Genomic DNA, 25,923 nt, shown 5'->3' with positions numbered 1-25,923 from the left:
ACCGCGCCGCGCCGAATTCCAAGGCAGGGCCATCTTCCGTATCCGCGGCCCTCGGCCTATCGTGCGGCGAAATGATTCCCGACACGCTTTCGCCGCGCTTGCGCGCAAGCGTACCCCACTCCCCGCCGAGACCGGACCGATTTGGAAGGACTGACCATGGATGTGATTTTTACGCCGGAACTGACGATTTGCGGGATCGAGGAGCTGCCGGCGCAGCGCGAGCGGAAGGTCACCCATGTCCTGTCCCTGCTCGATCCCGAGCTTCCCGAGCTGGAAGCCTTCGCCGCTTATGGCGCGCACCACCGTACGACGCTGCGCTTCCACGACATCATCACTGACGCGCCGAACCGGGTGATGCCCCGGCCGGATCATGTCGAGGCGATCCTGAATTTCGGCACGGATTTGCGCGCGCGGCAGGAGGCTTTCGGGCCGGGCCATCTGCTGGTCCATTGCCACATGGGCATTTCCCGCTCGACGGCCGCCATGCTGACGCTGATGGCGCAGGCCAACCCCGGCGAAGCGGCCGAAGCCCTCTTCACCCGCCTCGTCGCCATCCGCCCGCAGGCCTGGCCGAATTCGCAGATGATCGGCTTTGCCGATGAGCAACTCGGCCGCAAGGGCGAACTGACCGCCGCGCTCGGCCGCCATTACGGCCGCCAGATCAGGAGCCGCCCGCAATATACCGAATGGATGAGCGCCCTCGGCCGGCAGGCCGAGCTGGACATGGCCGTTCTCGATTGAATCCAGCGCTGCCTCCTTCCCTTCTCCCCAGCGGGGAGAAGGTGGCCCGAAGGGTCGGATGAGGGGGCTGACGCACCCGCAATCCTTGCTTTTTCTGCCTCCGGCATCCCCCTCATCCGCCTGCCGGCACCTTCTCCCCGACGGGGAGAAGGGAGATGGGGCGGCCGTTCCGCTTCATAGCGATGATACTGGTGGTTCCGTCCGGCGGCTCAGCCTGCCGGAAGGCCGCCCATGCGCTGCCGGCGCGCCTCGCCGGCCTCGCGGACGATCTCCGCGATGTGGGCGAACTGCGCGGCCAGCGGATTGGTCCTGCGCCAGACCATGCCGATGGTGCGCGTCGGGCGCGGCTCCGCCAGCCGGGAAATGCAGACCGCCGAGGAGCGCGTCTCCATGTCCACCGCCATCTGCGGAATGAGCGTCACGCCGATGCCCGCGCCGACCATCTGCACCAGCGTCGACAGGGAGCTTCCCTCCATCAGATCCCGCGTCGCCGCCGCGCCGATATTGCAGACGGAGAGCGCCTGATCGCGGAAGCAATGCCCCTCCTCCAGCAAGAGCAGGCGCATCTCGTGCAGCCGGTCGGAAGCCGGCACCGGGCGGCCGGCATCCTCCACCGGCCGCACCAGCACGAACTCCTCCGTGAACAGCGGCACCTCCTCCAGCGCCGGCTCGGAAACCGGCAGCGCGACGATGGCGAGGTCCAGCTTCCCCTCCGCCAGATCCTCGATCAGCCTTTGCGTGATCGCCTCGCGCGGGCGCGGGTCGAGGCCGGGGAAGAGCCGCGTCAGCGAGGTGATGATATCGGGCAGCAGATAGGGCGCGACCGTGGGGATGATGCCGAGGCGAAGGCGGCCGGCGAGCGGGCCGTGCGCGGCGCGGCCGAGCGCTTCCAGCTCGTCGACGGCGCGCAGGATCGCGCGGGTGCGCTCGGCAAATTCCTCGCCGAGGCCGGTCAGCCGGATGCTGCGCCCGCCGCGCTCCACCAGCGGCGCGCCGACCAGTTCCTCCAGCTCGCGGATTTGCAGCGACAGCGCCGGCTGGGAGATGGCGCAGCTTTCCGCCGCGCGGCCGAAATGGCCGATACGGGCCAGCGCCTCGAAATAGCGCAGATGTTTCATAGTCAGGCCAATCATAAGCGCAGCATATCGCTGCCTTAAGGTTTTACAATTGGAATTTATGAATCGGCTTTGCTACTCATGGGGCAATCGGAAGCGTTCCACTGGCACGCCGCCCTTGGGCGCGTGCCCGGAAAAGCCTTTCGGTATCCGCAGCTTGAAGAAAAATCCGTTGGAGGACCAAATGGATACGAAGACGACCTCGACCGGCAAGTGTCCGGTGATGCATGGCGGCGCGACCGCGCTCGGCAACTCCGTCACGGAATGGTGGCCCAACGCGCTCAACCTCGACATCCTGCACCAGCACGACAGCAAGACCGATCCGCTGGGCAAGGGCTTCAACTATCGCGAAGAACTCAAGAAGCTGGACGTCGACGCCCTGAAGGCGGACCTGCGCGCCCTGATGACCGACAGCCAGGAGTGGTGGCCGGCCGACTGGGGCAGCTATGTCGGCATGATGGCGCGCGTCACCTGGCACGCCGCCGGCTCCTACCGCGCCGCTGACGGCCGCGGCGGCGCAGGCTCGGGCAACCAGCGCTTCGCCCCGCTCAATTCCTGGCCGGACAACGTCAACACCGACAAGGGCCGCCGCCTGCTGTGGCCGATCAAGAAGAAATACGGCAACAAGATTTCCTGGGCCGACCTGATCGCGCTCGCCGGCACCATCGCCTATGACGTGGCGGGCCTGAAGACCTTCGGCTTCGCCTTCGGCCGCGAGGACATCTGGGCGCCGGAAAAGGACGTCTACTGGGGTAACGAGAAGCAGTGGCTCGCCCCGAGCGACGGCCGCTACGGCGACGTCGCCAAGCCCGCCACGCTGGAAAACCCGCTTGCCGCCGTGCAGATGGGCCTCATCTACGTCAACCCGGAAGGCGTCAACGGCAAGTCCGACCCGCTGGCGACGGCTGCGCAGATGCGCGAGACCTTCGCCCGCATGGGCATGGACGACGAGGAAACCGTCGCTCTCACCGCCGGCGGCCACACCGTCGGCAAGTCGCACGGCAATGGCAAGGCGAGCAATCTCAGCCCCGACCCGGAAACCGCCGGCCCCGAATTCCAGGGCCTCGGCTGGATGAACACCCATGGCCGCGGCATCGGCCGCGACACGGTCGTCTCCGGCATCGAGGGCGCATGGACCTCCGAGCCGACCAAGTGGGACAACGGCTTCTTCGAAATGCTCTTCAAGCATGAGTGGACGCTGACGCACAGCCCCGCCGGCGCATCGCAGTGGGCGCCGATCACCATCGCCGAGGAAGACAAGCCGGTCGACGTCGAGGACCCCTCGATCCGCACCGTGCCGATGATGACCGATGCCGACATGGCGCTGAAGGTGGACCCGGTCTACCGCGAAATCTCGCTGCGCTTCATGAACGACTTCGCCGCCTTCTCGGATGCCTTCGCCCGCGCCTGGTTCAAGCTGACCCACCGCGACATGGGTCCGAAGTCGCGCTACTTCGGCCCGGACGTTCCGGCCGAGGACCTCATCTGGCAGGACCCGATCCCGGCCGGCAGCACCGGCTACGACGTCTCCGCCGTCAAGGCGAAGATCGCCGCTTCCGGCCTGTCTGCCGCCGACCTCGTCGCCACTGCCTGGGATAGCGCCCGCACCTATCGCGGGTCGGACTATCGCGGCGGCGCCAACGGCGCGCGCATCCGCCTCGCTCCGCAGAAGGACTGGGAAGGCAACGAACCGGCGCGTCTCACCCGCGTTCTGTCCGTCCTCGAGCCGATCGCGGCCGCTTCGGGCGCAAGCATTGCCGACGTCATCGTGCTGGCCGGCAACTGGGGTGTCGAGCAGGCCGCCAGGGCCGCCGGCTTCGACGTGACCGTTCCCTTCGCGCCGGGCCGCGGCGACGCCACCGCCGCGCAGACCGACGCGGACGGCTTCGCCCCGCTCGAGCCGCTGGCCGACGGTTTCCGCAACTGGCAGAAGAAGGACTATGTGGTCAGCGCCGAGGAACTGCTGCTCGACCGCGCCCAGCTCATGGGCCTGACCGCGCCGGAAATGACGGCGCTCGTCGGGGGCCTGCGCGTCATCGGCACCAACCATGCCGGCACGGCGCACGGCGTCTTCACGGACAGGGTCGGCGCGCTGACGACGGACTTCTTCACCACGCTCACCGACATGCGCTATTCGTGGATTCCGACGGGCAACAACCTGTACGACATCCGCGACCGCAAGACCGGCGCGACGAAGTACACGGCGACCCGCGTCGACCTCGTCTTCGGCTCCAACTCGGTGCTGCGCGCCTATGCGGAAGTCTACGCCCAGGACGACAGCAAGGAGAAGTTCGTCAAGGACTTCGTCGCCGCCTGGACCAAGGTGATGAACGCCGACCGCTTCGACCTTTCGGCGTAACGGCGGGTAGATACGACCCTCCCCCGGCTTTCCGGGGGAGGGTTTTTTCTGTGGCCCGCAGCAGGGCCAACTATTCCCCTACCCCAGCAATGCCGCATTGGTGCAGCCGGCCGCGCGAAAGGCCTGCAGCCGGTGCCCGCTCACGCCCAGCGCGTCGAGGTCGTCCGCAAGGCGGGCGAGCGCGGCGCGGTCGAGCAGCGCGTCATGCACGGTGGTGCGGATATCGGCCGAAACGCCGCTTGCCAGCACCAGCCGCAGGCTTTCGCGCGCCTTGCCACCGCTGCCGGCGACGGCGGTGATCGCCTCGTATTCGGCGAAGGCCGCCTTGACGTCGAAGCCGATCCAGTCGATCAGCGGCAGCACCTCGGCAAGCCGGCCCGGATAGGGACCGGCCGTGTGCAGGCCGATGCGCAAGCCGAGCGCGCGCGCGGCGCGCATCGCCTCCGGCAAAGCCGCCTGCAAGGTCGGCTCGCCGCCGGAAAACACCACGCCGTCGAGCAGGCCGCGGCGGCTCTCCAGGAACGACAGGACCTCCGGCCACTCGATCTCCGTCCCGGCATTCGGCGGAATGAGATGCGGGTTGTGGCAATAGCCGCAGGCCCAGGGGCAGCCCTGGCAGAAGACGGTCGCCACGAGCTCGCCCGGCCAGTCGCAGGTGGACAGCCGGGAAAGCCCGCCGACCCTCAGCTCAGCGGAGCGCGGCACGCGCTTCACGGAAGAACCGGCGCTCCCTGTGCTCGCCCTTCTTGCCGAGGTTGAAGGAGGAGACCGGGCGATGATAGCCCATCACGCGGGTCCAGACCTCGCAGGGCTGGCGCTCGTCGTCGCTGAGCGCGATTTCGATCTCGGTTTCGATGCGGTCTGACATGGTCGTTTCCTCTCGGTTCAGTTCGCGGCGGCGCGCCGCTTGGCTGCGAGCCGTTCGGCATCGCATTTCGGGCAGAAGGCGTGTTCGCCTTCGAGATAGCCGTGTGTCGGGCAGATCGAGAATGTCGGCGTGACGGTGATATAGGGCAGGTGGAACCGGGTCAGCGCGCGCTGCACGAGCTTCTTGCAGGCCGCGCCCGAGGACAGGCGCGAGCCCATATAGAGATGCAGCACCGTGCCGCCGGTATATTTGCGCTGCAAGTCGTCCTGCCGCTCCAGCGCCTCGAACGGATCGTCGGTGAAGCCGACCGGAAGCTGGCTGGAATTGGTGTAATAGGGGTTCTCGTCGGTGCCGGCCTGCAATATGGCGGGATAGCGCTTGCGATCCTCCTTGGCGAAGCGATAGGTCGTGCCTTCCGCCGGCGTCGCCTCCAGATTGAAGAGGTTGCCGGTCGCCTCCTGGAACTCCCGGATGCGCAGGCGCACATGATCGAGCAGGCGCACCGCGAAGGCATGGCCCCAGGGCGTCGTGATGTTCTCGCAATCGGCGGTGAAGTTGCGGATCATCTCGTTGACGCCGTTGACGCCGAGCGTGGCGAAATGATTGCCGAGCGTGCCGAGATAGCGCTTGCTATAGGGAAACAGCCCGTCGTCCATGTAGCGCTGCACCACCTTGCGCTTGATCTCCAGGCTGTCGCGGCCGATCTCCAGCAGCGCGTCGAGGCGGCGGAAAAGGCCGGCCTCGTCGCCGCGATGGAGATAACCGAGCCGGGCGCAATTGACGGTGACGACGCCGATCGAGCCGGTCTGCTCGGCGCTGCCGAACAGGCCGTTGCCGCGCTTGAGCAGTTCCGTGAGGTCGAGCTGCAACCGGCAGCACATCGAGCGGATCATGTTCGGCTTCAGCTCGGAATTGATGAAGTTCTGGAAATAGGGCAGGCCGTATTTCGCCGTCATCTCGAAGAGGCGCTCGGCATTCTCGCTGTCCCACGGAAAGTCCGGGGCGATGTTGTAGGTCGGGATCGGGAAGGTGAAGACGCGCCCCATGGCGTCGCCCTTCGTCATGACCTCCATATAGGCGCGGTTGATCATGTCCATTTCGGGCTGGAGATCGCCATAGGTGAAGTCCATCGCCTCGTCGGCGATGACCGGAACCTCTTCGCGAAGATCCTCCGGGCAGGTCCAGTCGAAGGTGAGGTTGGTGAAGGGCGTTTGCGTGCCCCAGCGCGAGGGGATGTTGAGGTTGTAGATCAGCTCCTGCATGGATTGCAGCACCTCGCCATAGGTAAGCCGATCCTTGCGGATGAACGGCGCCATATAGGTGTCGAAGGAGCTGAAGGCCTGCGCGCCGGCCCATTCGTTCTGCAATGTGCCGAGGAAATTGACGATCTGGCCGACGGCGCTCGACAGGTGCTTCGGCGGCCCGGCCTCCACCTTGCCGGGCACGCCGTTCAGCCCCTCCGCCAGCAGCATGCGCAGCGACCAGCCGGCGCAGTAACCCGCCAGCATGTCGAGGTCGTGGATATGGATATCCCCCGCGCGGTGCGCCTCGCCGACTTCCGGCGGATAGACATGCGACAGCCAGTAATTGGCGACGACCTTGCCGGACAGGTTGAGGATCAGCCCGCCGAGCGAATAGCCCTGATTGGCGTTGGCGTTGACGCGCCAGTCGCTCCGGTCGAGATATTCGTTGATGGAGGCGGCGACGTCGACCACCGTCTTGCGGTCGGCCCGCGCCTGCCCGCGCTTCTCGCGATAGACGATATAGGCGCGCGCGGTGACGGCGCGGTCGGCCGCGATCAGCACCTGCTCGACGATATCCTGTATCTCCTCGATATGCGGCGCCTTCCCGCAGAAGCGATGGGCGATGACCTTGACCGCCTCGCCCGTAAGCCGGCCGGCTTCCTCGCCGCCGAATTCGCCGGTCGCCTGCCCCGCCCGCGCGAGCGCGGAGCGGATCTTGCCGGCATCGAAGGCGGCCGCCGCGCCGCCGCGCTTGACGACCGTTTCCGGCAGGGCGGCTTGCGAGGACGTATCGGGAGGAGAAACGGACAGCACGGGCATCGGCACACCTTCTTTGGGTTCAAGCAGGGCGAAGGCACGCGCATGCGGAACCGGCCGCGTGCGCGGCCGACCGCCGGGTCTTCGCCCAGGGACGTTCACGGTGTCACGAGAGGTTTCCCGGCGCTGGCCCAGCCGAAGCGCCCGACCTTTGAAACCACATCATCTTGCGATTCAAATCGTCGTGACGACTACATGTAGAGTATCGCGCGGGGAGCATGTCAACGCTCCCGGTCAGGGAGGAGGCCGCGGGGCCGGTTTCTTTGTCCGGAGTTTGTTCCAGCGCAAACTCTGTGGAGAATGCGCTGGACGCAGAGGCCGAAGACGCCTCAGACGCACGCCTCGACACGCGCGCCGTCGAAGGATGCGGCCATGGCGTCTATCCCCGCCCGGTCGGAGACGAGGCAGGCGGCGGTCGCCAGCGCGTCGGCGATGGCCGCCGAGGGGGCGGAGATCGAGACGGCGCGCCATTGCGCGGGCGTCGGCCGCCCGGTCGCGGGGTCGAGGATATGGCCGTCCCGCCCGGCCTGATCGAAGGTCGTGCCGAGGGGGGCGGAGGTGGCGAGCGCGCGCTGGCGCAGCCGCAGGCGTTCGCCGGTTTCCAGCCGAACCGGCCAGTCCCCGCCGTCCGGCGCGCCGCCAAGGGCGCGCAGCTCGCCGGTGTCGACGAGAATGTCGGTCAGCCCTTCGGCTTCCAGCAGCGCGGCGACGCGGTCGGCGACATAGCCCTGGCCGATGCCGTTCAGCGTCAGCGCCGTGCCGGGCGAAAGGGCGATGGCCGCCGCGTCGAGGCGCACCTTGTCCCAGCCGGTCCGGCGGCGCGTCGCCTCGACGGCTCCGGCATCGGGCCGCCCGCCGTTCGCGGCGGCCTCGGCCCAGAGCGCCCAGAGCGGCTGCACGGTCGGATCAAACCGTCCGCCGCTTGCGCGATGCACCGCGCCGGCGAGCGACAGGCATTCCAGCAATTCGAAGGGCGGGGCGTCGAGATGGCCGTCGCGGTTCAGCCGCGACAGGGCGCTTTCCGGCCGGTAGAGGCTGAGGATGTTCTCCAGCCGGTCGATCTCGGCCATGGCGCGGGCGGCGATGGCCTCGCCGTCCGGGTGGTCGAGCCGGATGGAGGCGCGCGCGCCGAGCGCCTGCCCGGTCCATTGGCGGGTGGTTCCCCGCCCCGCGCGGGCGACGGCGGGCAGCAGCGCCATTGCGGCGGAAATCGTGATCAGGCGGCGGCGGGTCAGGGCCATGGTTCAACCTCCGGCTTTGTTGGGAAGGGCGCGCAGGCGACCGTCGAAATCGGCGTCGTCCTCGCTCCCCGGGTCCCCGCCGGTCTCCACCGGCGCGAGAACCATGTCATCGGCAATATCGGCAAGCGCCAGCACCCGGCCGCCCTCCGTGAGGGCGAAGGCCTCAGCGCTTTCCCGGGTGGAGAAGGGCACCGTCTCCGGCGCGCCCATGCCGCCCTCGCGCGCCGAGCCGACGACATAGAAGGCAGCGGCGGCGGGAATCCAGTTGCCGTCGCCGGGCTTTTCCCATGTCGCCCCCGCCCGGCCCATGTCGTTGACATAGACGGCGAGGATCGGCGCGACCTGCTCGGGCGCGCGCATATAGGCGATGGCGTCGCGCACCTGGCTGAAGAACAACGGCGCGGAACTGCCCTCGAGGAAGACCTGCGCCTTGGGGCCGGGATGCTCCAGCAGGTTCATCTGGCAGTAATGGCCGAGGGTTTCCGGCGTCATGTCCTGCGGCGCGGTATTCTGCGCCACCTCTTCCTTGCAGGCGGAAAGCAGCGTGAGGGCCGCCGCGAGCAGCAGGGGGAGAACACGGTGTCTCATGGCGTCACCTTCCGGAAGGCGCTGACGGCGAGCATGATGGCGAGGAGCGGCCAGAGGAAGAGTGAGGCCGCCGATTGCCAGAGCGGGATGGCGCTTGCCGCCCCGCCGATGCCGCCGGCCACCGCCACGGCCTCGGCGGCGGAAAGGTTGAAGACGCGGAAGGCGTCGGCCGGGTTGGCCAGCAGCGCCACGGGCAACGCCTGCGTCGTGAAGGCTCCGCCCCCGTCGGTGACGATCAGCGCGAGGAGCGCAAGGTCGTAGAGCACCACCGCGACGAGCCAGAGGGCGATGGCGAAGCCCGCCGCCCCCGAGGGACGGCGCGCCAGCGCGGAGAGCGCATAACCCGCACCGAGGAAGGTCGCGCCCAGCAGCACCGAGGACCAGATCAGCCGCCACAGCGCGCCAAGGCCGGCGATTGCCGCCGGATCGGACAGCACGGCCACCAGCGCGGCCGCGCCATAGCCGAGCGTGACGGCGAGCGCGAGGATCGCCAGATGCGCGGCCAGCTTGCCGAGCAGGATTTCGAGGCGCGAGACGGGATAGGTCAGAAGCAGCGGCAGCGTGCCGCGCTCCACCTCGCCCGCCACCGCGTCGAAGCTCATCAGCAGCGCCAGCAGCGGCACCAGATAGACGGCAAGCGAGGTGAGCGAGGCGACCGTGACGGAGAGCCGGTCGACACCGACATCGCCGGTGGGCGCTGCGCCCGCGGCGGCGAGCACCAGCGCGAACAGCACCATCATGCCGGTCGCGATCGAGACCCAGCGGTTGCGGAAGGCGATGCGGAATTCGCTGGCCGCCGTGGCGAGGATGCGGCTCATTGTCCGTCCCTCCGGCTGAAATGGCTGTAGATGTCCTCGAGGCTCGGCGGGATCACCTCGAGATCGGCGAGCGCGCCGCCGAGCGCCGTGAGGCGGGCGAGAAGCGGCAGCTTTTCCGCCTGCGCGCAGGAGAGGCGAAGCAGGCCGTCCGGCCCGGTGGAGGCTTCCGGAAAGGCGGCCGCCAGCGCGGGCGCATGGCCCTCCGCCGGGCGGGCGAGAAGCGCGACGGGCAGCGCTGCGCGGGCGCGCAGCTCCGCCAGCGTGCCCTCCGCCACCAGCGCACCGCCGGAAAGGATGAGGATGCTGTCGGTGCGGGCTTCCACTTCGGTCAGGACGTGGGAGGAGAGCAGGATCGCGGTTCCCTCGGCGGAAAGGCCGTCGAGCAGGTCGTAGAAATCGCGGCGCGACACCGGGTCGAGGCCGGAGGTCGGCTCGTCCAGCACCAGAAGGCGCGGGCGGCCGATCAGCGTCTGGGCAAGGCCCACGCGCTGGCGCATGCCCTTGGAATAGGTGCCGATCCTGCGGCGCGCGGCCTTTTCCAGCCCGACGCGGGCCAGCAGCGTCATAGCCTGTTTCGGGCTTTCGCCGCGCAGCGACAGATAGTGGCGCACCTGCTCCTCGCCCGTCAGCGCCGGGTGGAAGGCGACGTTTTCCGGCAGATAGGCGACCTGCCCCCGCGCGGCCGGCGAGCCGGGCGCAGCGCCGCAGACCGAGACCGCGCCGCCGTCATGGGAAATGAGGCCGAGGATGATTTTCATCATCGTCGACTTGCCCGCGCCGTTATGGCCGAGCAGCGCCGCACGCCGCCCCGCCTCCAGCACCAGCGAAACGTCCTTCAGGGCTTCCACCTCGCCGAAGCGTTTAGTGAGCCGAGAGATTGTCAGTGTCGGTGTCATCGTAATTTCCTTCGGCCCAGCGGCCGGCGACCTCGGCCTCATAGGCGAGGACGTCGGGCGGGACGGGTATGGTGAGGGGCCGCATCAGCGGCGCGCTGTCGCGCACGCCGCCGGGCAGCGTGGCGGGAAAGTCCCGCTGGCTCCAGCGCACGAGCTGCACGGCGGGCGAGCCGATGAGGAGGCTTGCCGCCGGCTGCGACCAGAGAATCTGGTCCATCAGGTCGTTGGGACGGTAGAAGCTGTCGGCGATGCCGTCGCCGTTGAGGTCGAAGGCCGGGTGATCGGACCAGAAATTGCCCCTGCCCTCATGGCTCCATTCCATATTGCGGGTGCCGACATATTTCACCTGCTCGCGATTGGCGATGAAGGCGTTGCCGGTCAGCACGTTCTTCTCCGACCCCGCCGTGAAATGAATGCCGATGCCGCAGCCCTCGAAACGGTTGTTCCAGATGAGGTTCTTGTGGGCGTTGTAGATGAAGAGGCACTTGCGCGCGCCGCCACGCACCAGATTGCCGGTGACGTCGGCATTGTTGGCATAGTTCAGCATCAGCCCGTGCTCGCGGTCGCCGAGGCTGAGATTGTTCAGGATCTTCGCCTTGTTGGAGAACATGATGGCGAAGCCGAGATGGTTGCCGATGGAGATGTTGCCGGAAACCTCGGTGTTGCGGGTATACATGAAATGCACGGCAAAGCGCAGGTCGCGCATGATGTTGCCGCGATAGATGCTGTCGGCGCTGGCATTGGAGAAGATGCCGTCGCGGCCGAAACGGATGACGTTGTTTTCCAAGAGCGTGCCGGGGCTGTTCCAGACATAGATGCCGTTGCCGCGCTCGTTCATGCGCGGGCTGTCGGTGCCGACGATCTCGTTGGCGACGACCGCCGCGTCCCGCCCGCCATGCACGTCGACGCCGTGCATGTTGCCGGTAACGAGCAGCTTTTCCACGCGCGCGCGGTCGGCCCCTTGCAGGATCTTCACACCGGAATCGAGGTCCTGGTTGACGCGGCCGGAACCGGTGACGGTGAAACCCGTCAAGGTCACGTCGGGCGCGGAAATCGTCACGACGCTGCCCTGCCCCTGCCCGTCCACCACCGCCCCGCGCGGGCCGGTGATGGTGAGGGGCCGGTCTATGGCGACGGGGCCGCTATAGGCCCCGTCGGTCAGCATCAGCACATCGCCGGGGGACGCCCCGGCGATGGCTGCGGCGAGGCTGCCCGCGCCCGGCGCGACCGCCCGCTCCGCCGCGCAAAGCGGCGAGGCGAGAAAGAGGCCGATCAGGAGAACGGGCAGGCGCATGGCTCAGGCGTCCGCCGGTTCCACGAACATGCGACCGCGCATCTCCATGTGCAGGGCATGGCAGAACCACTGGCAATAGTACCAGTAAACGCCCTTGTTGGCGGCGACGAAGGTGACGGAGCTGGTCTGCTGCGGGCTGATCTCCATCGCCACGCCATGGTTGCCCATGGTGAAGCCGTGCGTCAGGTCGTCGATCTCGTCGAGATTGGTGACGATGACCGTAACCTCGTCGCCTTCCTTGACGGTGAAGTCCGACACGCTGAAGCTCGGCGCGACCGAGGTCATGTAGACGCGCACCTTGTTGCCGTCGCGGATCACCGCGTCGGTCCATTCGTCGATATTGACGCCGTCGGCTTCGGCCTGCTTGCGCGTCTCGGCCCACATCCGGTCCTGACGATCCCAGACGGAGCGGATGTTCGGCAGGATCGAGGGCGAAACCGCGATGGCGTCGTGCGGCTCGGCGAAGTTCGGGCCGTCATGCACCAGCTTCATCTTGTCGCCGGAAATGTCGATGAGCTGGTCGTTCTCCGGCTTCAGCGGGCCGACATTGAGGAAGCGGTCCTTGGAGAATTTGCACAGGCACACCATCCAGTCGTTGGAAGCGTCCAGCGTTTCGCCCATCACGGTCTTGAGGTGGCCGGGCTGGTACTGCACGTCCAGCTTGTCCTTGATCGGGTTGACCTTCTCCCCGGCATAGGCGCGCACGGCCTCCTCGATGTTCCACTTCACCACCTGGCTGTCGAGGAAGAGCGAGGTATAGGCGTTGCCGCGGCCGTCGAAGGCGGTGTGGAGCGGGCCGAGGCCCAGTTCCGGTTCCGCCACCACGGCGCTGCGCGGCTCGGCATTGTCATAGAACAGCGCGTCGAACTTCGTGACGTCGAGCACGGTGACGGTCGGCGAGAGCTTGCCGCCGATGCACAGGTGCTTCTTGTCCGGCGCCATGTTGCAGCCGTGCGGGTTGTTGGCGATGGGGATGTAGCGGGTGAAGAGGGATTTCGCCTCCTTGCGCCCGTCGAGCACCTTGACGCCGTTGACCTCCTCGTACTTGCCGGCCGCGATGGCCTTCTCGATCTCGGCGAGGTTGAAGACGACGACATGGTCCATCTCGGACTTGGTCATCTCTTCCAGCGACATGCCCATTTCCGAGTTGTAGCTGGTGGAGAAGGCCCATTTGCCCTCGTAGTCGGCGTCGCAGTTGTCGAGGTTGCCCGAGACCTGCACCTGCCAGGCGACTTCCCACTTGTCGGCGTCAACGGCGGTGAAGATGTTCACATAGGTCGACACGTCCTTCATGGTCGAGCCGTCATTGTTGAGCGGCGCTTCGTCCTCGCCGTTGCAGAAGACGTAGTTGGAGCGCGGCCACTTCTGCGGGCGCAGGCCGTGGATGCCCTTGGCGTTCGGGATTTCCAGGATGGCGTCGGTCTTCATCACGTCGCAGCGCACGCGCGCCACGCGCGTATTGGCCTTGTCGTTCATGAAGAGATAGCGGCCGTCGTACTTGCCTTCGGTGAAGGACATGTGGACGTGGTGCAGGTCGCCGTTGTCGTGGATCTTCTTGCCGTTGGCGGCGAGCTGTTTCTTCGTCTTCTCCGTCATCGTGCGCTGGTGGATGTGGACGGATTCGTTCGTCTGGCCCCAGCCGGTGGCCGAGCATCGGTTGAACACCGGCACGCGCATCAGCTCGCGCATCGAGGGAATGCCGAGGATGCGCATCTCGCCCGACTGGCCGGAGGACCAGAAGCCGTAATAATCGTCGAGCTTGCCGGGCGCGACGGAGCCGTCGGCTCCCGCGGAGGCGGCATGGGCCGTTGTCGCCAGGCCGGCAGCGCCGAGGCCGAGCGCGGCCGGCCCCATCGCGCCGGCGAGAACCGCGCTGCCCGCGGTGGCGCTGAACAGCGCACGGCGGCTCAGTCCCTTGTTTTCCTTCGTTTCCATGGTCGGCTCCTTTACGGTTGGACTTTTGCTGTGGGTTGCTGGTGGATCGGCGCGCCGCCGGGGCTGGCCGCAAGCTTGGCGCGCGACTTCATCTTCTTGATCACGACGGGGCACACGCTTTCGGACTGGTAGAGCACCTGACAGTGCAGGCAGTTGATGCACTCGTTCGGGTTGATCTCGCCGGTCTTGTGGATGGCCTGCACGGGGCACTGGATCGCGCAGGTCTGGCAGGGATTTCCGCATTCGTGGTAGCGCTTCAGCCAGTCGAACATGCGCAGGCGCGCAGGGATGGCGAGCGCCGCGCCGAGCGGGCAGAGATAGCGGCAATAGAACCGCTCGACGAAGAGGCCGGCGACCAGAAGCGCGACAGCATAGGCGACGAAGGGCCAGGCGCGGATGAATTTCAGGATGATCGCGGTCTTGAACGGCTCGATCTCGGCCAGGTGCTCGGCTTGCTCGACGCTCATCAGCGACACGCCGAACAGCCCGAGGAAGATCATGTATTTCACCGGCCAGAGCCGCTCGTGCAGGCCCCAGGGCAGGGTCCATTGCGGAATGCGCAGCTTGCGGGCGATCTGGTTGGTCAGTTCCTGCAGCGCGCCGAAGGGGCACAGCCAGCCGCAATAGGCCCCCCGCCCCCAGAAGAGCAGCGCGGCGGCGACGGCGAACCAGAGGATGAAGGTCAGGGGATCGAGCAGGAAGGCCTGCCAGCTAAAGCCGCTGACGAGGCTGCCGAACAGCGCCATCAGGTTGACGACGGAAAGCTGCGCATTGGCGTACCAGCCGAGGAAGACCAGCGTGACCGTGAGGAAGGCGATGCGGAAGATATAGAAGCCCTTGGCGTTCTTCACCGCATAGGACTGGAAGAAGAACACGCCCGTCAGCACGACCAGCATGGAGCCGAGCACGACGATCTTCAGCTTGGAATCGCGCCAGATGCGCTTCCAGAGATCGGCCTGCGCCGTGCCCTCTTCCTGCGGCGCGGCGACGGCGACGTCCTTGACCGGCGCGGCGACGGCGCGCAGGTACTTCTGCGGAAGCTGGTAGCCGAGATCGAAGGTGTGGAAGACCTTCTCGATCGGTCCGACCTCGCGCTGCGCCAGAAGCTGGATGCGGAACGGCTTTGCCGGATCGAAGCCGACGCCCGCCGGAATGCGGAAGAGGTCCATCTCGGTGAATTCCGGCGCGCCGGCCAGCGCGATGCCGCCGAGGCGGCGATGATCGCGGTCGCGGAAGCGCACGGACACGTCGTCCTGGATCAGCACGATGCGGTCGAAGATGCCGCCGCGCACATAGCCCGAGCCCTTGAAGGAATAGAGGCCCCGCCCGACGACGGCGATGGCGTTCTCGCCCTCCTTCAGCCAGCCCTTCAGGTTGGCCTCCTCGGCCGGGCCGAGCAGCGCCTTGCCGATGGCGGGAATGGAGACGAGGGCCGCCTGCATGTCGATGAAGGTGCTCTGCGGCGGCTCGGTTATGGCGCGCTCGCGGGCGCGCGGATCGGGATGCTCGGCAAAGGCGGCGTTGACCTGCCCCACATCGAGCGACAGCCGGCGCAGCGTGCCGTCGCCCTCGGCCTCGGTCCAGTCCGCCGGCGGCACGGCCTCGGCGTCGATCTCGAAACGGGGACCGGCATTTTCCGCTTCCGGGGCCAGCCCGCCAAGGCCGAGCGCACGCGCGACCTTCAGCCCCGAGCGGACGATCGAATCGTCGATCACCATCACCGTCACGGTCGCGCCGGAGATGATGTCCACCTCATGCGCCGTGCCGCCGGATTTCGCCTCGGCCACGAGGTCGAGCCCCGCATAGCCGGCGACCAGCGCCTTCACCTTCGCCTCGGGAATGCCGATGAGCACGATGGGCTCGGAATGCTTGACCAGCTTGACGCCGAGGATCTTCGCATCCGTGCCGACCGCAACCAGCGTGTGGATCGGCTTGCCGGAATAGCCGGTCGTGCCCACGAAATCCGAGGTGACGAAGACGAAGGCCACCGTCTTGCCGTCCTTCAGCACGGGGGCGACCGCGATATCGTCGCGGATCGGGCCGAAGCCTTCCGCGCCCGGCACGAGGTCCGAGGCGGTGACAGCCGGCAGATAGGCCTGCAGCACCGAGGCCGCACGGGCGGGAACCGCCAGGAGCAGGCCGGCGCAGAGCAGAAGGACAAGACGGATGAGTTTCATTCCAAGGCATTCCCGCGGTTCGTCACGGGAGCATTGGAGCATTCAGGCCGGGCGGTCGTTGCGCCAGATCAAACGGCGGCGATTAGGCCCCCGCCGTCCGCTCAGCCCTCCCCCACCGGCCGGATCGAATAGGGAATGGTGCGGCGCGTGTGGTGCTCGACGACGAGGCGGCCCTTGAGCGGCGGCACGGCGCGGCTGGCGCATTGGGCGCGCTCGCAGATGCGGCAGGAAATGCCGATCGGGTCGTAGGCTCCGGCATTGGAAAGGTCCAGGTCGTCGGCATAGACGAAGCTTTCCGCATGGGAGACCTCGCAGCCGAGCGCCAGCGCATAGTGCTGCTGCGGCTGGCGGAAGCCCCGCCCGCCGCGCGAGACCTGCATGGAAAGACAGAGGTAGCGCACGCCGTCCGGCGTCTCGGCGAGCTGGCGGGAGATGCGGCCGGGATTCTCGAAGGCCTGATGGGCGTTCCACAGCGGACAGGCCGCGCCGAAGCGGGCGAATTGCAGGCGCGTGGCGCTGTGGCGCTTGGTGATGTTGCCGGCCCGGTCGATGCGGGCGAAGAAGATCGGAACGCCCTTCTGGCCCGGCCGTTGCAGGGTCGACAGCCGGTGGCAGACCTGTTCGAGGCTCGCGCCGAAGCGGGCGGCGAGCAGGTCGAGGTCGTGCCGCACCTCGCGCGCCGCCGCCATGAACCGGCCATAGGGCAAAAGCAGCGCGCCGGCGAAATAATTGTGCAGGCCGATGCGGCAGATTTCGCCCGCCTCGGCGGTGCGGAAGCCCGCGCCGGCCGCCACGGCGTCGACGATGGAACCGGCATGGAGCTGGGCGATCTGAAGCGCGATCTGGAAATGGCGGGTCGCGGCCGGCAGGTAGGAATTCAGCGTCAGCAGGCGGGCGGCGGGATCGTAGGCGCGCACGAGGTCGTCGCTCCCGGCCGCGCGCAGGATCCTGACGCCGTATTGCCGCTCCAGATAGGCGGCGAGGATGGGGCCGGGATCGGCCTCGCCGATGCCGATCTCCCCCGCCAGCTTCTCGGCGGCAAGGTCGAGGTCGCCGATATAGTTGTCGACGAAATGGAAGAAGTCGCGCACCTCCTCGTAGGGCGTCGCCTCGACGGCGGCGAGGCTGCGGCCCAGCGTGTCGTTGATGCTGGCGAGCTGCTCGGAATTGTGGCGGTAGGCGCGGTGCGCGGTGATCAGCGCATGGGCGAAGCCCGGCGCGTTCTGGGTGATGAGCTTCAATTCCTGAAGGCTCGGCGCATAGCCGTCGAAGAGGGAATCCGAAAGCGTTTCCGACAGCGCCGAGACCAGCCGGTCGCCCTCGCCCCCGGAAAGCTCGGCAAGGTCGATGCGGAATTTCTCCGCCAGCGCCAGCAGCACGCCGGCCGAGACGGGGCGCTGGTTGTTCTCGATCTGGTTGAGATAGGAGACGGAAATGCCGAGGCGCTCGGCGAACTGCGCCTGTGTCGCCCGGTTCGCCTGGCGAAGGTCCCGCACCCGGCGGCCGATATAGAGTTTTCCGGTGGCCATATTTGCAACTTTGCAAAGTTAATTTGCAAAAAGTGTAACGCTTGCATGTCCACCCGATCAAGCGTTCATTTTTGCCGGCATCGGCCTTAAGCAGGATCGATACCCGCGCACAACGGACGGACACCATGCACGCAATTCTCGAACAACTCGAAGCCCGCCGGCAGGCGGCACGGCTCGGCGGCGGCCAGCGCCGCATCGACGCCCAGCACGCCAAGGGCAAGCTGACCGCGCGCGAGCGCCTCGACGTGCTGCTCGACGAAGGCTCCTTCGAGGAATACGACACCTATGTCACCCACCGGGCGACGGAATTCGGCATGGCCGAACAGAAGGTGGCCGGCGACGGCGTGGTGACCGGCTGGGGCACGATCAACGGCCGGCAGGTCTATGTCTTCTCCCAGGACTTCACCGTGCTCGGCGGCTCGCTCTCCGAGACACATGCCAAGAAGATCTGCAAGATCATGGACATGGCCGTGCGCAACGGCGCACCGGTCATCGGCCTCAACGATTCGGGCGGCGCGCGCATCCAGGAGGGGGTCGATTCGCTCGCCGGTTACGCAGAAGTCTTCCGCCGCAATGCCGAGGCTTCCGGCGTCATCCCGCAGATTTCCGTCATCATGGGCCCCTGTGCGGGCGGGGCGGTCTATTCGCCGGCCATGACCGATTTCATCTTCATGGTGCGCGATTCATCCTACATGTTCGTCACCGGCCCGGACGTGGTGAAGACCGTCACCAACGAGATCGTCACCGCCGAGGAACTGGGCGGCGCGCGCACGCATACGCAAAAATCCTCCGTCGCCGACGGGGCCTACGAGAACGACATCGAGGCGCTGGAGCAGGTGCGCGCGCTCTTCGACTTCCTGCCGCTCAACAACCGCCAGAAGCCGCCGCTGCGCCCCTTCCACGACGACCCGGCGCGCCTCGAGGAGCGGCTGGACACGCTGATCCCCGACAGTTCCACCAAGCCCTACGACATGAAGGAACTGATCGCGGCGATTGCCGACGAGGGCGATTTCTTCGAGATCCAGGAGGCTTTCGCGAAGAACATCGTCACCGGCTTCATCCGCATCGAGGGCGAGACGGTGGGCGTCGTCGCCAACCAGCCGATGGTGCTGGCCGGCTGCCTCGACATCGACAGTTCGCGCAAGGCCGCCCGCTTCGTGCGCTTCTGCGACGCCTTCTCCATCCCGATCCTCACGCTGGTCGACGTGCCGGGCTTCCTGCCGGGCACGGCACAGGAATATGGCGGCGTCATCAAACATGGCGCCAAGCTGCTCTTCGCCTATAGCGAGGCGACCGTGCCCATGGTGACGCTGATCACGCGCAAGGCCTATGGCGGGGCCTATGACGTCATGGCCTCGAAACATATCGGCGCGGATATCAACTATGCCTGGCCCACCGCCGAAATCGCCGTGATGGGCGCAAAGGGCGCGGCGGAAATCCTCTACCGCTCGGAACTCGGCGACCCGGAGAAGATCGCCGCGCGCACGAAGGAATACGAGGAGCGCTTCGCCAATCCCTTCGTCGCCGCCGAGCGCGGTTTCATCGACGAGGTGATCATGCCGCATTCCTCGCGCCGCCGCATCGCCCGCGCCTTCGCCTCGCTGCGGGGCAAAGAGGTCGAGACGCGCTGGAAGAAGCACGACACGATACCGCTATGAGGCGAATGGAAAAGCCGGAGCTGACGCCCGAGGAGGCGCGCAGGGACCATTGGCGCATGCTGCGCTTCATGATGCTCAACGCGCTTATTGGCAGCGCGATCGGCGCGGCGACCGCCGCCGCCGTCATCCTGTTCGACCTCGGCGGCATCGGCACGCGCATCGCGATGGCGGCGAACCCCGTGGTGCCGGTGCTGCTGCTCGTCGTGCCTTTCGCCGCGCTGTTCGGGGGAGCCGCGACCGCCTCGGCCATCCTGCTGATGCCCTACGAGAAGAAATACAAAGATTGAAGAGACCGGGACGGGAAGACACCTGATGTTCAAGAAAATCCTGATTGCCAATCGCGGCGAAATCGCCTGCCGGGTCATCAAGACCGCGCGCAGGCTCGGCATCCCGACCGTCGCCGTCTATTCCGACGCCGACCGCAACGCGCTGCATGTGGCCATGGCCGACGAGGCCGTGCATATCGGCCCCGCGCCCTCCGCGCAGTCCTATATCGTCATCGACAGGATCATCGAAGCGATCCGCAAGACCGGCGCGGACGCCGTGCATCCGGGCTACGGTTTCCTCTCGGAAAACGCCGCCTTCGCCGAGGCGCTGGAGAAGGAAGGCGTCGCCTTCATCGGCCCGCCGGTCGGCGCGATAAAGGCGATGGGCGACAAGATCACTTCCAAGAAGCTCGCGGCGGAAGCCGGCGTTTCCACCGTGCCCGGCCATATGGGGCTGATCGAGGATGCCGACGAGGCCGTCAGGATCGCCTCTTCCATCGGCTATCCGGTGATGATCAAGGCGTCGGCCGGCGGCGGCGGCAAGGGCATGCGCATCGCCTGGAACGACGCGGAGGCGCGCGAGGGCTTCCAGTCCTCGAAGAACGAGGCGAAAAGCTCCTTCGGCGACGACCGCATCTTCATCGAGAAATTCGTCACCCAGCCGCGCCATATCGAAATCCAGGTGCTCGGCGACAGGCACGGCAACACGCTCTATCTCGGCGAGCGCGAATGCTCCATCCAGCGCCGCAACCAGAAGGTCGTGGAGGAGGCCCCCTCGCCCTTCCTCGATCCGGCGACCCGCAAGGCCATGGGCGAACAGGCCGTGGCGCTGGCGAAAGCCGTCGGCTACCATTCCGCCGGCACGGTGGAATTCATCGTCGACGGGGATCGCAACTTCTACTTCCTCGAAATGAACACCCGCCTGCAGGTGGAGCATCCGGTGACGGAGCTGATCACCGGCATCGACCTCGTGGAACAGATGATCCGCGTCGCCGCCGGCAAGGCGCTGGACTTCGGGCAGGACGGCGTGAAGCTCACCGGCTGGGCCGTCGAAAGCCGCCTCTATGCGGAAGACCCCTACCGCAACTTCCTGCCCTCCATCGGCCGCCTCACGCGCTACCGCCCCCCGGCGGAAGGCCGGCAGGCAGACGGCACGATCGTGCGCAACGATACCGGCGTCTACGAGGGCGGCGAAATCTCGATGTATTACGACCCGATGGTCGCCAAGCTCTGCACCTGGGCGCCGACCCGGCTCGACGCCATCGACGCCATGGCCACGGCGCTCGACGATTTCGAGGTGGAGGGCATCGGCCATAACCTGCCCTTCCTTTCCGCCGTGATGGGCAACGAGCGTTTTCGCGCCGGTCGCCTCACCACCGCCTTCATCGCGGAGGAGTTTCCCGACGGCTTCCACGGCGTCGCACCGGATGGCACAGAGAGCCGCCGGCTCGCCGCCATCGCCGCCTTCGTCCAGCAGGCCTTGCAGGCGCGCGCCGCCGAGATTTCCGGCACCATCGGCAACCATCGCCGCATCGTCGGCAACGAATGGGTCGCAAGCCTTGCCGGCAGCGAACATGCGCTGGTGCTGGAAGGCGCGGAGGCCCGCTTTGCGGACGGCGAGACGCTGACGGTAGCGAGCGACTGGACGCCCGGCCGCCGCCATGCCGTCTTCACCGTGGCGGGGGAGCGCATGGGCGTGAAGGTCGATCTTTCCGGCCCGGCCATCCGCCTGCGCCGGCGCGGCATGGACGTGACGGTGCATGTGCGCAGCCCGCGCGTCGCCGCGCTCGCCCGGCTGATGCCGAAGAAGCTGCCGCCCGACACGTCGAAGCTGCTGCTTTGCCCCATGCCGGGCGTCGCCACCGCCATCCTCGTCGCCGAGGGCGACGTGGTGGAGGCGGGCCAGCCGCTCGCCACCATCGAGGCGATGAAGATGGAAAACGTGATGAAGGCGGAGCGGCGCGGCACCGTCAAGCGCGTCGCCGTCAAGGTGGGGCAGAGCCTTGCCGTGGACGAAACGATCCTGGAGTTCGCATGATGGCCGACAAGACGCTGAAAGACTGGGAAGCGCTGGCGGAAAAGGAACTGCGCGCCGCGCCGGAAACGCTTAACTGGCAGACGCCCGAGGGCATCGCGGTCAAGCCCGTCTATACCGGGGACGACCTTGCCGGCATCGGCCATCTCGGCGCGCTGCCGGGCTTTGCGCCCTTCGTGCGCGGCCCGCGCGCCACCATGTATGCCGGCCGCCCCTGGACGATCCGCCAATATGCCGGCTTCTCCACGGCCGAGGCGTCGAACGCCTTCTACCGCAAGGCGCTCGCCGCCGGCCAGCAGGGCGTTTCCGTCGCCTTCGACCTTGCCACCCATCGCGGCTATGACAGCGACCACCCGCGCGTCGTCGGCGATGTCGGCAAGGCCGGGGTGGCCATCGACAGCGTGGAGGACATGAAGATTCTCTTCTCCAACATCCCGCTGGAGAAGGTTTCCGTCTCCATGACGATGAACGGCGCGGTGATCCCCATCCTCGCCAGCTTCATCGTCGCCGGCGAGGAGCAGGGCGTGCCGCGCGAAAACCTGTCCGGGACCATCCAGAACGACATCCTCAAGGAGTTCATGGTCCGCAACACCTATATCTACCCGCCCGAACCCTCGATGCGGATCGTCGCCGACATCATCGACTACACGGCGCGCGAGATGCCGAAGTTCAACTCCATCTCGATCTCCGGCTACCATATGCAGGAGGCCGGGGCGACGCTGGTGCAGGAGCTTGCCTTCACCATCGCCGACGGGCGCGAATATGTCCGCGCCGCGATCAACAAGGGCCTCGGCGTCGACGACTTCGCCGGCCGCCTCTCCTTCTTCTTCGCCATCGGCATGAACTTCTTCATGGAGGCGGCCAAGCTGCGCGCCGCGCGCCTGCTGTGGGATCGCGTGATGGATGAGTTCCAGCCGAAGAAGGCGTCCTCCCGCATGCTGCGCACCCATTGCCAGACCTCGGGCGTCTCGCTTCAGGAACAGGACCCCTACAACAACATCGTGCGCACCGCCTTCGAGGCCATGTCGGCGGCGCTCGGCGGCACGCAGTCGCTGCACACCAATTCCTTCGACGAGGCCATCGCGCTTCCCACGGAATTTTCCGCCCGCATCGCCCGCAACACCCAGCTCATACTCCAGCACGAGACGGGCGTGACCAAGGTGGTCGATCCGCTCGCCGGCTCCTACTATGTCGAAAGCCTCACCCATGAACTGGCGGAAAAGGCCTGGGCGCTGATCGAAGAGGTCGAGGCGATGGGCGGCATGACGAAGGCCGTCATCGAGGGCCTGCCCAAGCGGCTGATCGAGGAGGCCGCCACGCGCCGGCAGGCCGCCGTGGACCGCGGCGACGAGGTGATCGTCGGCGTCAACAAGTACCGGCTGGAAGACGAGCAGCCGATCGACATTCTGGAAATCGACAATTCCGCTGTGCGCGCCGCGCAGATCAGGCGGCTGGAGGATATCCGCCGCCGGCGTGACGGCAGGGCGGTGGCCGATGCGCTCGCCGCGCTGGAAACCGTCGCGAAGACCGGCGAGGGCAACCTGCTGGAAGCCGCCGTCGCGGCGGCCCGGGCGCGCGCCACGGTGGGCGAGATTTCCGACGCCATGCGCCACGCCTTCGGCGACCATACCGCCGTGCCGGAGGTCGTGGGCGATATCTACGGCCCCGCCTATGGCGACGACCCGGAATACAGGACGCTGGCCGGCCGCATCGCCGCGCGCGCCGCAAAACCGAGCATCATGGTCGCCAAGCTCGGCCAGGACGGCCACGACCGGGGCGCCAAGGTCATCGCCTCCGGCTTCGGCGATCTCGGCTTCGAAGTCACCGTTGGCCCGCTCTTCCAGACGCCGGAGGAAGCGGCGGACCTTGCCGTCGCACGCAAGGTCGAGGTCGTCGGCATGTCCTCGCTCGCCGCCGGGCACAAGACGCTGGCCCCGGCCCTCGTCAAGGCGCTGCGCGAGCGCGGGGCAAATGAGGTCATCGTGGTCGTCGGCGGCGTCATCCCGCGGCAGGATTACGACTTCCTCCTGGAAAACGGCGTTTCCGCCGTCTTCGGCCCCGGCACCAATGTGCTCGACGCGGCCAATGCCGTGCTCGACCTCGTCGACGGCCGGATCAGAAACCAGTAGGAGAGACCATGCTCGGAGCACTCAACCACGTCGCCATCGCCGTGCCCGACCTTGCGGCGGCCGCAGATCGCTATGCCGAACTGGGCGCAAAGGTCTCCGCCCCGCAGGACCTGCCGGAACACGGCGTCACCGTCGTCTTCGTGGAACTGCCGAACACCAAGATCGAGCTTCTCCACCCGCTCGGCGAAGCCTCGCCCATCGCCGCCTTCCTCGAAAAGAACCCGGCCGGCGGCATCCACCATCTCTGCTTCGAGGTGGCGGACATAACGGCGGCGGCCGAGACCGTGCGGGCCACGGGCGCACGCATCCTCGGCGACGGCACGCCGAAGATCGGCGCGCACGGCAAGCCCGTGCTCTTCGCCCACCCCAAGGATTTCCACGGCGCGCTGGTGGAGTTCGAACAGGCCTAGAGGGCGTTATCGTTCCGAGGCGTGCCGGCTGAAGAAAGACAGCAGCGACGCGGCCACGCGGGCGGGCGTTTCCCAATGCGGGTTGTGGCTGTGGCCGGCAAGGGTTTCCGCCTCGGCCCGCGGCAGGGCCGCGCGCAGCGCCGCCCGGTGCGACGCGCCGAACAGCACGTCCTTCTCGCCCGCCAGCAGCAGGACCGGCGCGGCGATTTCGCCTGCGGCGCGGCGCAGGTCGATGGCCTCCAGCATGTCGCAGAGCGCGCACCAGACGGCGGCCGGCATGGCGGCCGCCTCCCGCGCCATCCAGCCGATGAAATCCGCATCCACCGGCAGCGCGCATCGGTGCCATTCACGCAGGAACGGGCCTTGCGGATCGATCGGATCGGCCAGCGCCCGAATGTCCGCGCCGAGCGCGAGCCGGCCCGGCTGCAGGCTGCCGCAAATGCTGGCGAGCGCCGTGATCCGCCCGCCGTGACGCGCGGCGAGCGCAAGCGCCGTGGCCGCGCCCATGGAATGGCCGGCGACGGCGAAGCGCTCGATGCCGAGCGCATCCGCCAGCCGTACGACATCGTCGGCGAAGGCTTCCACGGCGGGCCGCGGCGCGGGCGCCGAAAGGCCATGTCCCGGCAGGTCCGGCATCACCAGCCGCCAGCCGGCAAGATGCGGCTCGATCAGCGACCAGCTCCGGCTGCTGTCGGTATAGCCGTGCAGCAGGAACAGCGGCGCGGCCGCGCCGTCGCCGCCGTCGATATAGGCGAGCCGTCCGTCGCCCGCCGGCAGGAAACGCTTGCGATCGTTCCAGCCGGCCTGCATGCCCTGCCGGCTCACAGCCCGAGGGCCGCCCGGACGGCGGGCAGCGCCGGCTGGCCGTCGAAGGTGGTCACGCCGGCAAGCCAGGCGTCGAGCCGCGCGGGGTCGCCGCCGATGGCCTTGCGGCCGGCATCCTCCGGCGACAGGCCGTCATTCATCAGGTAGCCCATGCCGCGGTTTTCGAAGTCGATGTCGAAGGTCAGGTTCTTCAGGAGCTGGCCGACATTCGGGCACTCGGCCACATAGCCCTTGCGGACCTGCGTGGAGACCGTCGCCGCCCCGAAATCCGGCCCGTAGAACTTGTCGCCGCCCGTCAGGTAGCGGATGTCGAAGGCGTTGTTCATGGGATGCGGCGCCCAGCCCTGGAACACGAAGAAGCTCTTCATGTCGATATGCCGCGCCAGTTCCGCCAGCATGCCCTGCTCGCTGGATTCGACGACTTCCCAGCCCTCCAGCCCCAGCGACGCATCGGCGATGGCGTCCAGCATGAGCTGGTTCGAGCCGGGCTCGATGCCGTACATCTTCTTCTCGAACTTGTCGGCATGGGTCTTCAGGTCGGCGAAGTCCTTGACGCCCGCTTCCCAGACATAGGCGGGAACCGCGAAAGTGTATTTGGCCCCCGTCAGGTTCTTCGTCACCGTCTCGACGGAACCGTCCTTCTGGTAGGGCGCGAAATAGGTCTTCATCGCCGGGTCCCAATAGCCGAGGAAGACGTCGAGGTCCTTGTTCTTGAGGCTGAGATAGATGACGTCGATGCCGAGCAGGTCGCTCTGCGTCTCGTAGCCGAGGGCGTGCAGCAGCGCCTGTGCAAGACCCGTGGTGAAGGCGAGATCGTTCCAGCCCGGTTCGGCGAGCCGGACCTTCCGGCAGCTTTCCGGCTCCGCCGCATGAGCGGCGCCGATCGTCAGAAGGCATGCGGTGGCGCAGGCGATAACACGCTTCATAGGCGTTCCCTTCCGGTTTCTATCCAACTAGATCAAAAATTGACCGATGGGAC

Annotated in this window: 21 protein-coding genes; 7 read left to right on the top strand and 14 right to left on the bottom strand. The window is 67.2% G+C overall.

Going from position 1 to position 25,923, the window contains the following annotated elements; genetic code table 11:
- Positions 1 to 156 precede the first annotated feature (156 nt).
- On the top strand, positions 157 to 741 hold the full coding sequence (locus tag K8M09_RS22005; protein ID WP_160786474.1) for a tyrosine phosphatase family protein: 585 nt from the start codon (positions 157 to 159) through the stop codon (positions 739 to 741).
- Positions 742 to 950: 209 nt separating this feature from the next.
- Here the strand turns inward: K8M09_RS22005 and K8M09_RS22000 are convergent, their stop codons facing one another.
- Positions 951 to 1,874: a hydrogen peroxide-inducible genes activator gene (locus tag K8M09_RS22000; protein WP_160786475.1), complete on the bottom strand. Its 924-nt coding sequence runs from the start codon at positions 1,872 to 1,874 to the stop codon at positions 951 to 953.
- 166 nt (positions 1,875 to 2,040) lie between these two features.
- Between K8M09_RS22000 and katG the strand changes: the two genes are divergently transcribed.
- On the top strand, positions 2,041 to 4,215 hold the full coding sequence (katG, locus tag K8M09_RS21995; protein WP_160786476.1) for a catalase/peroxidase HPI: 2,175 nt from the start codon (positions 2,041 to 2,043) through the stop codon (positions 4,213 to 4,215).
- Between the two features lie 78 nt (positions 4,216 to 4,293).
- On the opposite strand, the gene K8M09_RS21990 is transcribed toward katG, so the two are convergent.
- The 11 genes from K8M09_RS21990 to K8M09_RS21945 all read right to left on the bottom strand — a co-directional run bounded on the left by K8M09_RS21990 (position 4,294) and on the right by K8M09_RS21945 (position 17,621).
- Entirely contained in the window at positions 4,294 to 4,920 is a 627-nt protein-coding gene (locus K8M09_RS21990; protein ID WP_160786569.1) for an anaerobic ribonucleoside-triphosphate reductase activating protein, read from the bottom strand.
- Positions 4,904 to 5,083 carry an anaerobic ribonucleoside-triphosphate reductase gene (gene nrdD / locus K8M09_RS23680; RefSeq protein WP_160786477.1) on the bottom strand — a complete coding sequence of 60 codons (180 nt, stop codon included), beginning with the start codon at positions 5,081 to 5,083 and terminating at the stop codon, positions 4,904 to 4,906. Before nrdD ends, K8M09_RS21990 begins: the two co-directional genes overlap by 17 nt.
- Positions 5,084 to 5,100: 17 nt before the next feature.
- The gene (locus K8M09_RS21985; RefSeq protein WP_160786478.1) at positions 5,101 to 7,146 is read right to left on the bottom strand and encodes a ribonucleoside triphosphate reductase; all 2,046 of its coding nucleotides are present in this window, start codon (positions 7,144 to 7,146) and stop codon (positions 5,101 to 5,103) included.
- A gap of 326 nt (positions 7,147 to 7,472) precedes the next feature.
- Complete coding sequence (locus K8M09_RS21980; protein WP_160786479.1) at positions 7,473 to 8,384, bottom strand: FAD:protein FMN transferase; 912 nt, start codon at positions 8,382 to 8,384, stop codon at positions 7,473 to 7,475.
- A gap of 3 nt (positions 8,385 to 8,387) precedes the next feature.
- Positions 8,388 to 8,972 carry a nitrous oxide reductase accessory protein NosL gene (locus tag K8M09_RS21975; RefSeq protein WP_160786480.1) on the bottom strand — a complete coding sequence of 195 codons (585 nt, stop codon included), beginning with the start codon at positions 8,970 to 8,972 and terminating at the stop codon, positions 8,388 to 8,390.
- Positions 8,969 to 9,790 carry an ABC transporter permease gene (locus K8M09_RS21970; RefSeq protein WP_160786481.1) on the bottom strand — a complete coding sequence of 274 codons (822 nt, stop codon included), beginning with the start codon at positions 9,788 to 9,790 and terminating at the stop codon, positions 8,969 to 8,971. Before K8M09_RS21970 ends, K8M09_RS21975 begins: the two co-directional genes overlap by 4 nt.
- Positions 9,787 to 10,686, bottom strand: coding sequence for an ABC transporter ATP-binding protein (locus tag K8M09_RS21965; RefSeq protein WP_160786482.1), 900 nt, complete (start codon positions 10,684 to 10,686; stop codon positions 9,787 to 9,789). Before K8M09_RS21965 ends, K8M09_RS21970 begins: the two co-directional genes overlap by 4 nt.
- Entirely contained in the window at positions 10,652 to 11,980 is a 1,329-nt protein-coding gene (locus tag K8M09_RS21960; RefSeq protein ID WP_160786483.1) for a nitrous oxide reductase family maturation protein NosD, read from the bottom strand. Before K8M09_RS21960 ends, K8M09_RS21965 begins: the two co-directional genes overlap by 35 nt.
- 3 nt (positions 11,981 to 11,983) lie before the next feature.
- A complete protein-coding gene (gene nosZ, locus K8M09_RS21955) occupies positions 11,984 to 13,915 on the bottom strand; it encodes a TAT-dependent nitrous-oxide reductase (protein ID WP_160786484.1) in 1,932 nt (643 codons plus the stop codon).
- Between the two features lie 11 nt (positions 13,916 to 13,926).
- The gene (locus K8M09_RS21950; protein ID WP_160786485.1) at positions 13,927 to 16,092 is read right to left on the bottom strand and encodes a NosR/NirI family protein; all 2,166 of its coding nucleotides are present in this window, start codon (positions 16,090 to 16,092) and stop codon (positions 13,927 to 13,929) included.
- Between the two features lie 101 nt (positions 16,093 to 16,193).
- Positions 16,194 to 17,621 carry a helix-turn-helix domain-containing protein gene (locus tag K8M09_RS21945; protein WP_160786486.1) on the bottom strand — a complete coding sequence of 476 codons (1,428 nt, stop codon included), beginning with the start codon at positions 17,619 to 17,621 and terminating at the stop codon, positions 16,194 to 16,196.
- Positions 17,622 to 17,746: 125 nt separating this feature from the next.
- Here K8M09_RS21945 and K8M09_RS21940 point away from each other — a divergent pair, with 125 nt between their 5' ends.
- From K8M09_RS21940 to mce, 5 genes are read left to right on the top strand one after another with little or no spacing between them, the layout of a single operon-like run.
- Positions 17,747 to 19,279, top strand: coding sequence for an acyl-CoA carboxylase subunit beta (locus K8M09_RS21940; protein ID WP_160786487.1), 1,533 nt, complete (start codon positions 17,747 to 17,749; stop codon positions 19,277 to 19,279).
- A complete protein-coding gene (locus K8M09_RS21935; RefSeq protein WP_229342541.1) occupies positions 19,276 to 19,566 on the top strand; it encodes a hypothetical protein in 291 nt (96 codons plus the stop codon). Before K8M09_RS21940 ends, K8M09_RS21935 begins: the two co-directional genes overlap by 4 nt.
- A gap of 25 nt (positions 19,567 to 19,591) precedes the next feature.
- Complete coding sequence (locus K8M09_RS21930; protein ID WP_160786488.1) at positions 19,592 to 21,583, top strand: acetyl-CoA carboxylase biotin carboxylase subunit; 1,992 nt, start codon at positions 19,592 to 19,594, stop codon at positions 21,581 to 21,583.
- On the top strand, positions 21,583 to 23,709 hold the full coding sequence (gene scpA, locus K8M09_RS21925) for a methylmalonyl-CoA mutase (RefSeq protein WP_380735175.1): 2,127 nt from the start codon (positions 21,583 to 21,585) through the stop codon (positions 23,707 to 23,709). Before K8M09_RS21930 ends, scpA begins: the two co-directional genes overlap by 1 nt.
- Positions 23,710 to 23,717: 8 nt before the next feature.
- Complete coding sequence (mce, locus tag K8M09_RS21920; RefSeq protein ID WP_160786490.1) at positions 23,718 to 24,119, top strand: methylmalonyl-CoA epimerase; 402 nt, start codon at positions 23,718 to 23,720, stop codon at positions 24,117 to 24,119.
- A gap of 6 nt (positions 24,120 to 24,125) precedes the next feature.
- On the opposite strand, the gene K8M09_RS21915 is transcribed toward mce, so the two are convergent.
- Together K8M09_RS21915 and choX are read right to left on the bottom strand one after the other, a co-directional pair.
- The gene (locus K8M09_RS21915) at positions 24,126 to 24,944 is read right to left on the bottom strand and encodes an alpha/beta fold hydrolase (protein WP_160786491.1); all 819 of its coding nucleotides are present in this window, start codon (positions 24,942 to 24,944) and stop codon (positions 24,126 to 24,128) included.
- Positions 24,941 to 25,870, bottom strand: a complete 930-nt coding sequence (choX, locus tag K8M09_RS21910; RefSeq protein WP_160786492.1) for a choline ABC transporter substrate-binding protein — start codon at positions 25,868 to 25,870, stop codon at positions 24,941 to 24,943. The genes K8M09_RS21915 and choX overlap by 4 nt, the downstream gene beginning before the upstream one ends.
- Positions 25,871 to 25,923 lie beyond the last annotated feature (53 nt).

It is taken from the genome of Shinella zoogloeoides, from assembly GCF_020883495.1.
Classification (GTDB): domain Bacteria; phylum Pseudomonadota; class Alphaproteobacteria; order Rhizobiales; family Rhizobiaceae; genus Shinella; species Shinella zoogloeoides.
Note: the sequence above shows the minus strand (reverse complement) of the source record. Positions and strands in the feature narration are given on the sequence as shown.

Excerpts from the sequence above, each read along its gene's own strand:
- K8M09_RS22005 (WP_160786474.1), top strand. The coding sequence starts at position 157 with ATGGATGTGATTTTTACGCCGGAACTGACGATTTGCGGGATCGAGGAG.
- K8M09_RS22000 (WP_160786475.1), bottom strand. The coding sequence starts at position 1,874 with ATGATTGGCCTGACTATGAAACATCTGCGCTATTTCGAGGCGCTGGCC.
- katG (WP_160786476.1), top strand. The coding sequence starts at position 2,041 with ATGGATACGAAGACGACCTCGACCGGCAAGTGTCCGGTGATGCATGGC.
- nrdD (WP_160786477.1), bottom strand. The coding sequence starts at position 5,083 with ATGTCAGACCGCATCGAAACCGAGATCGAAATCGCGCTCAGCGACGAC.
- K8M09_RS21985 (WP_160786478.1), bottom strand. The coding sequence starts at position 7,146 with ATGCCCGTGCTGTCCGTTTCTCCTCCCGATACGTCCTCGCAAGCCGCC.
- K8M09_RS21980 (WP_160786479.1), bottom strand. The coding sequence starts at position 8,384 with ATGGCCCTGACCCGCCGCCGCCTGATCACGATTTCCGCCGCAATGGCG.
- K8M09_RS21975 (WP_160786480.1), bottom strand. The coding sequence starts at position 8,972 with ATGAGACACCGTGTTCTCCCCCTGCTGCTCGCGGCGGCCCTCACGCTG.
- K8M09_RS21970 (WP_160786481.1), bottom strand. The coding sequence starts at position 9,790 with ATGAGCCGCATCCTCGCCACGGCGGCCAGCGAATTCCGCATCGCCTTC.
- K8M09_RS21965 (WP_160786482.1), bottom strand. The coding sequence starts at position 10,686 with ATGACACCGACACTGACAATCTCTCGGCTCACTAAACGCTTCGGCGAG.
- K8M09_RS21960 (WP_160786483.1), bottom strand. The coding sequence starts at position 11,980 with ATGCGCCTGCCCGTTCTCCTGATCGGCCTCTTTCTCGCCTCGCCGCTT.
- nosZ (WP_160786484.1), bottom strand. The coding sequence starts at position 13,915 with ATGGAAACGAAGGAAAACAAGGGACTGAGCCGCCGTGCGCTGTTCAGC.
- K8M09_RS21950 (WP_160786485.1), bottom strand. The coding sequence starts at position 16,092 with ATGAAACTCATCCGTCTTGTCCTTCTGCTCTGCGCCGGCCTGCTCCTG.
- K8M09_RS21945 (WP_160786486.1), bottom strand. The coding sequence starts at position 17,621 with ATGGCCACCGGAAAACTCTATATCGGCCGCCGGGTGCGGGACCTTCGC.
- K8M09_RS21940 (WP_160786487.1), top strand. The coding sequence starts at position 17,747 with ATGCACGCAATTCTCGAACAACTCGAAGCCCGCCGGCAGGCGGCACGG.
- K8M09_RS21935 (WP_229342541.1), top strand. The coding sequence starts at position 19,276 with ATGAGGCGAATGGAAAAGCCGGAGCTGACGCCCGAGGAGGCGCGCAGG.
- K8M09_RS21930 (WP_160786488.1), top strand. The coding sequence starts at position 19,592 with ATGTTCAAGAAAATCCTGATTGCCAATCGCGGCGAAATCGCCTGCCGG.
- scpA (WP_380735175.1), top strand. The coding sequence starts at position 21,583 with ATGGCCGACAAGACGCTGAAAGACTGGGAAGCGCTGGCGGAAAAGGAA.
- mce (WP_160786490.1), top strand. The coding sequence starts at position 23,718 with ATGCTCGGAGCACTCAACCACGTCGCCATCGCCGTGCCCGACCTTGCG.
- choX (WP_160786492.1), bottom strand. The coding sequence starts at position 25,870 with ATGAAGCGTGTTATCGCCTGCGCCACCGCATGCCTTCTGACGATCGGC.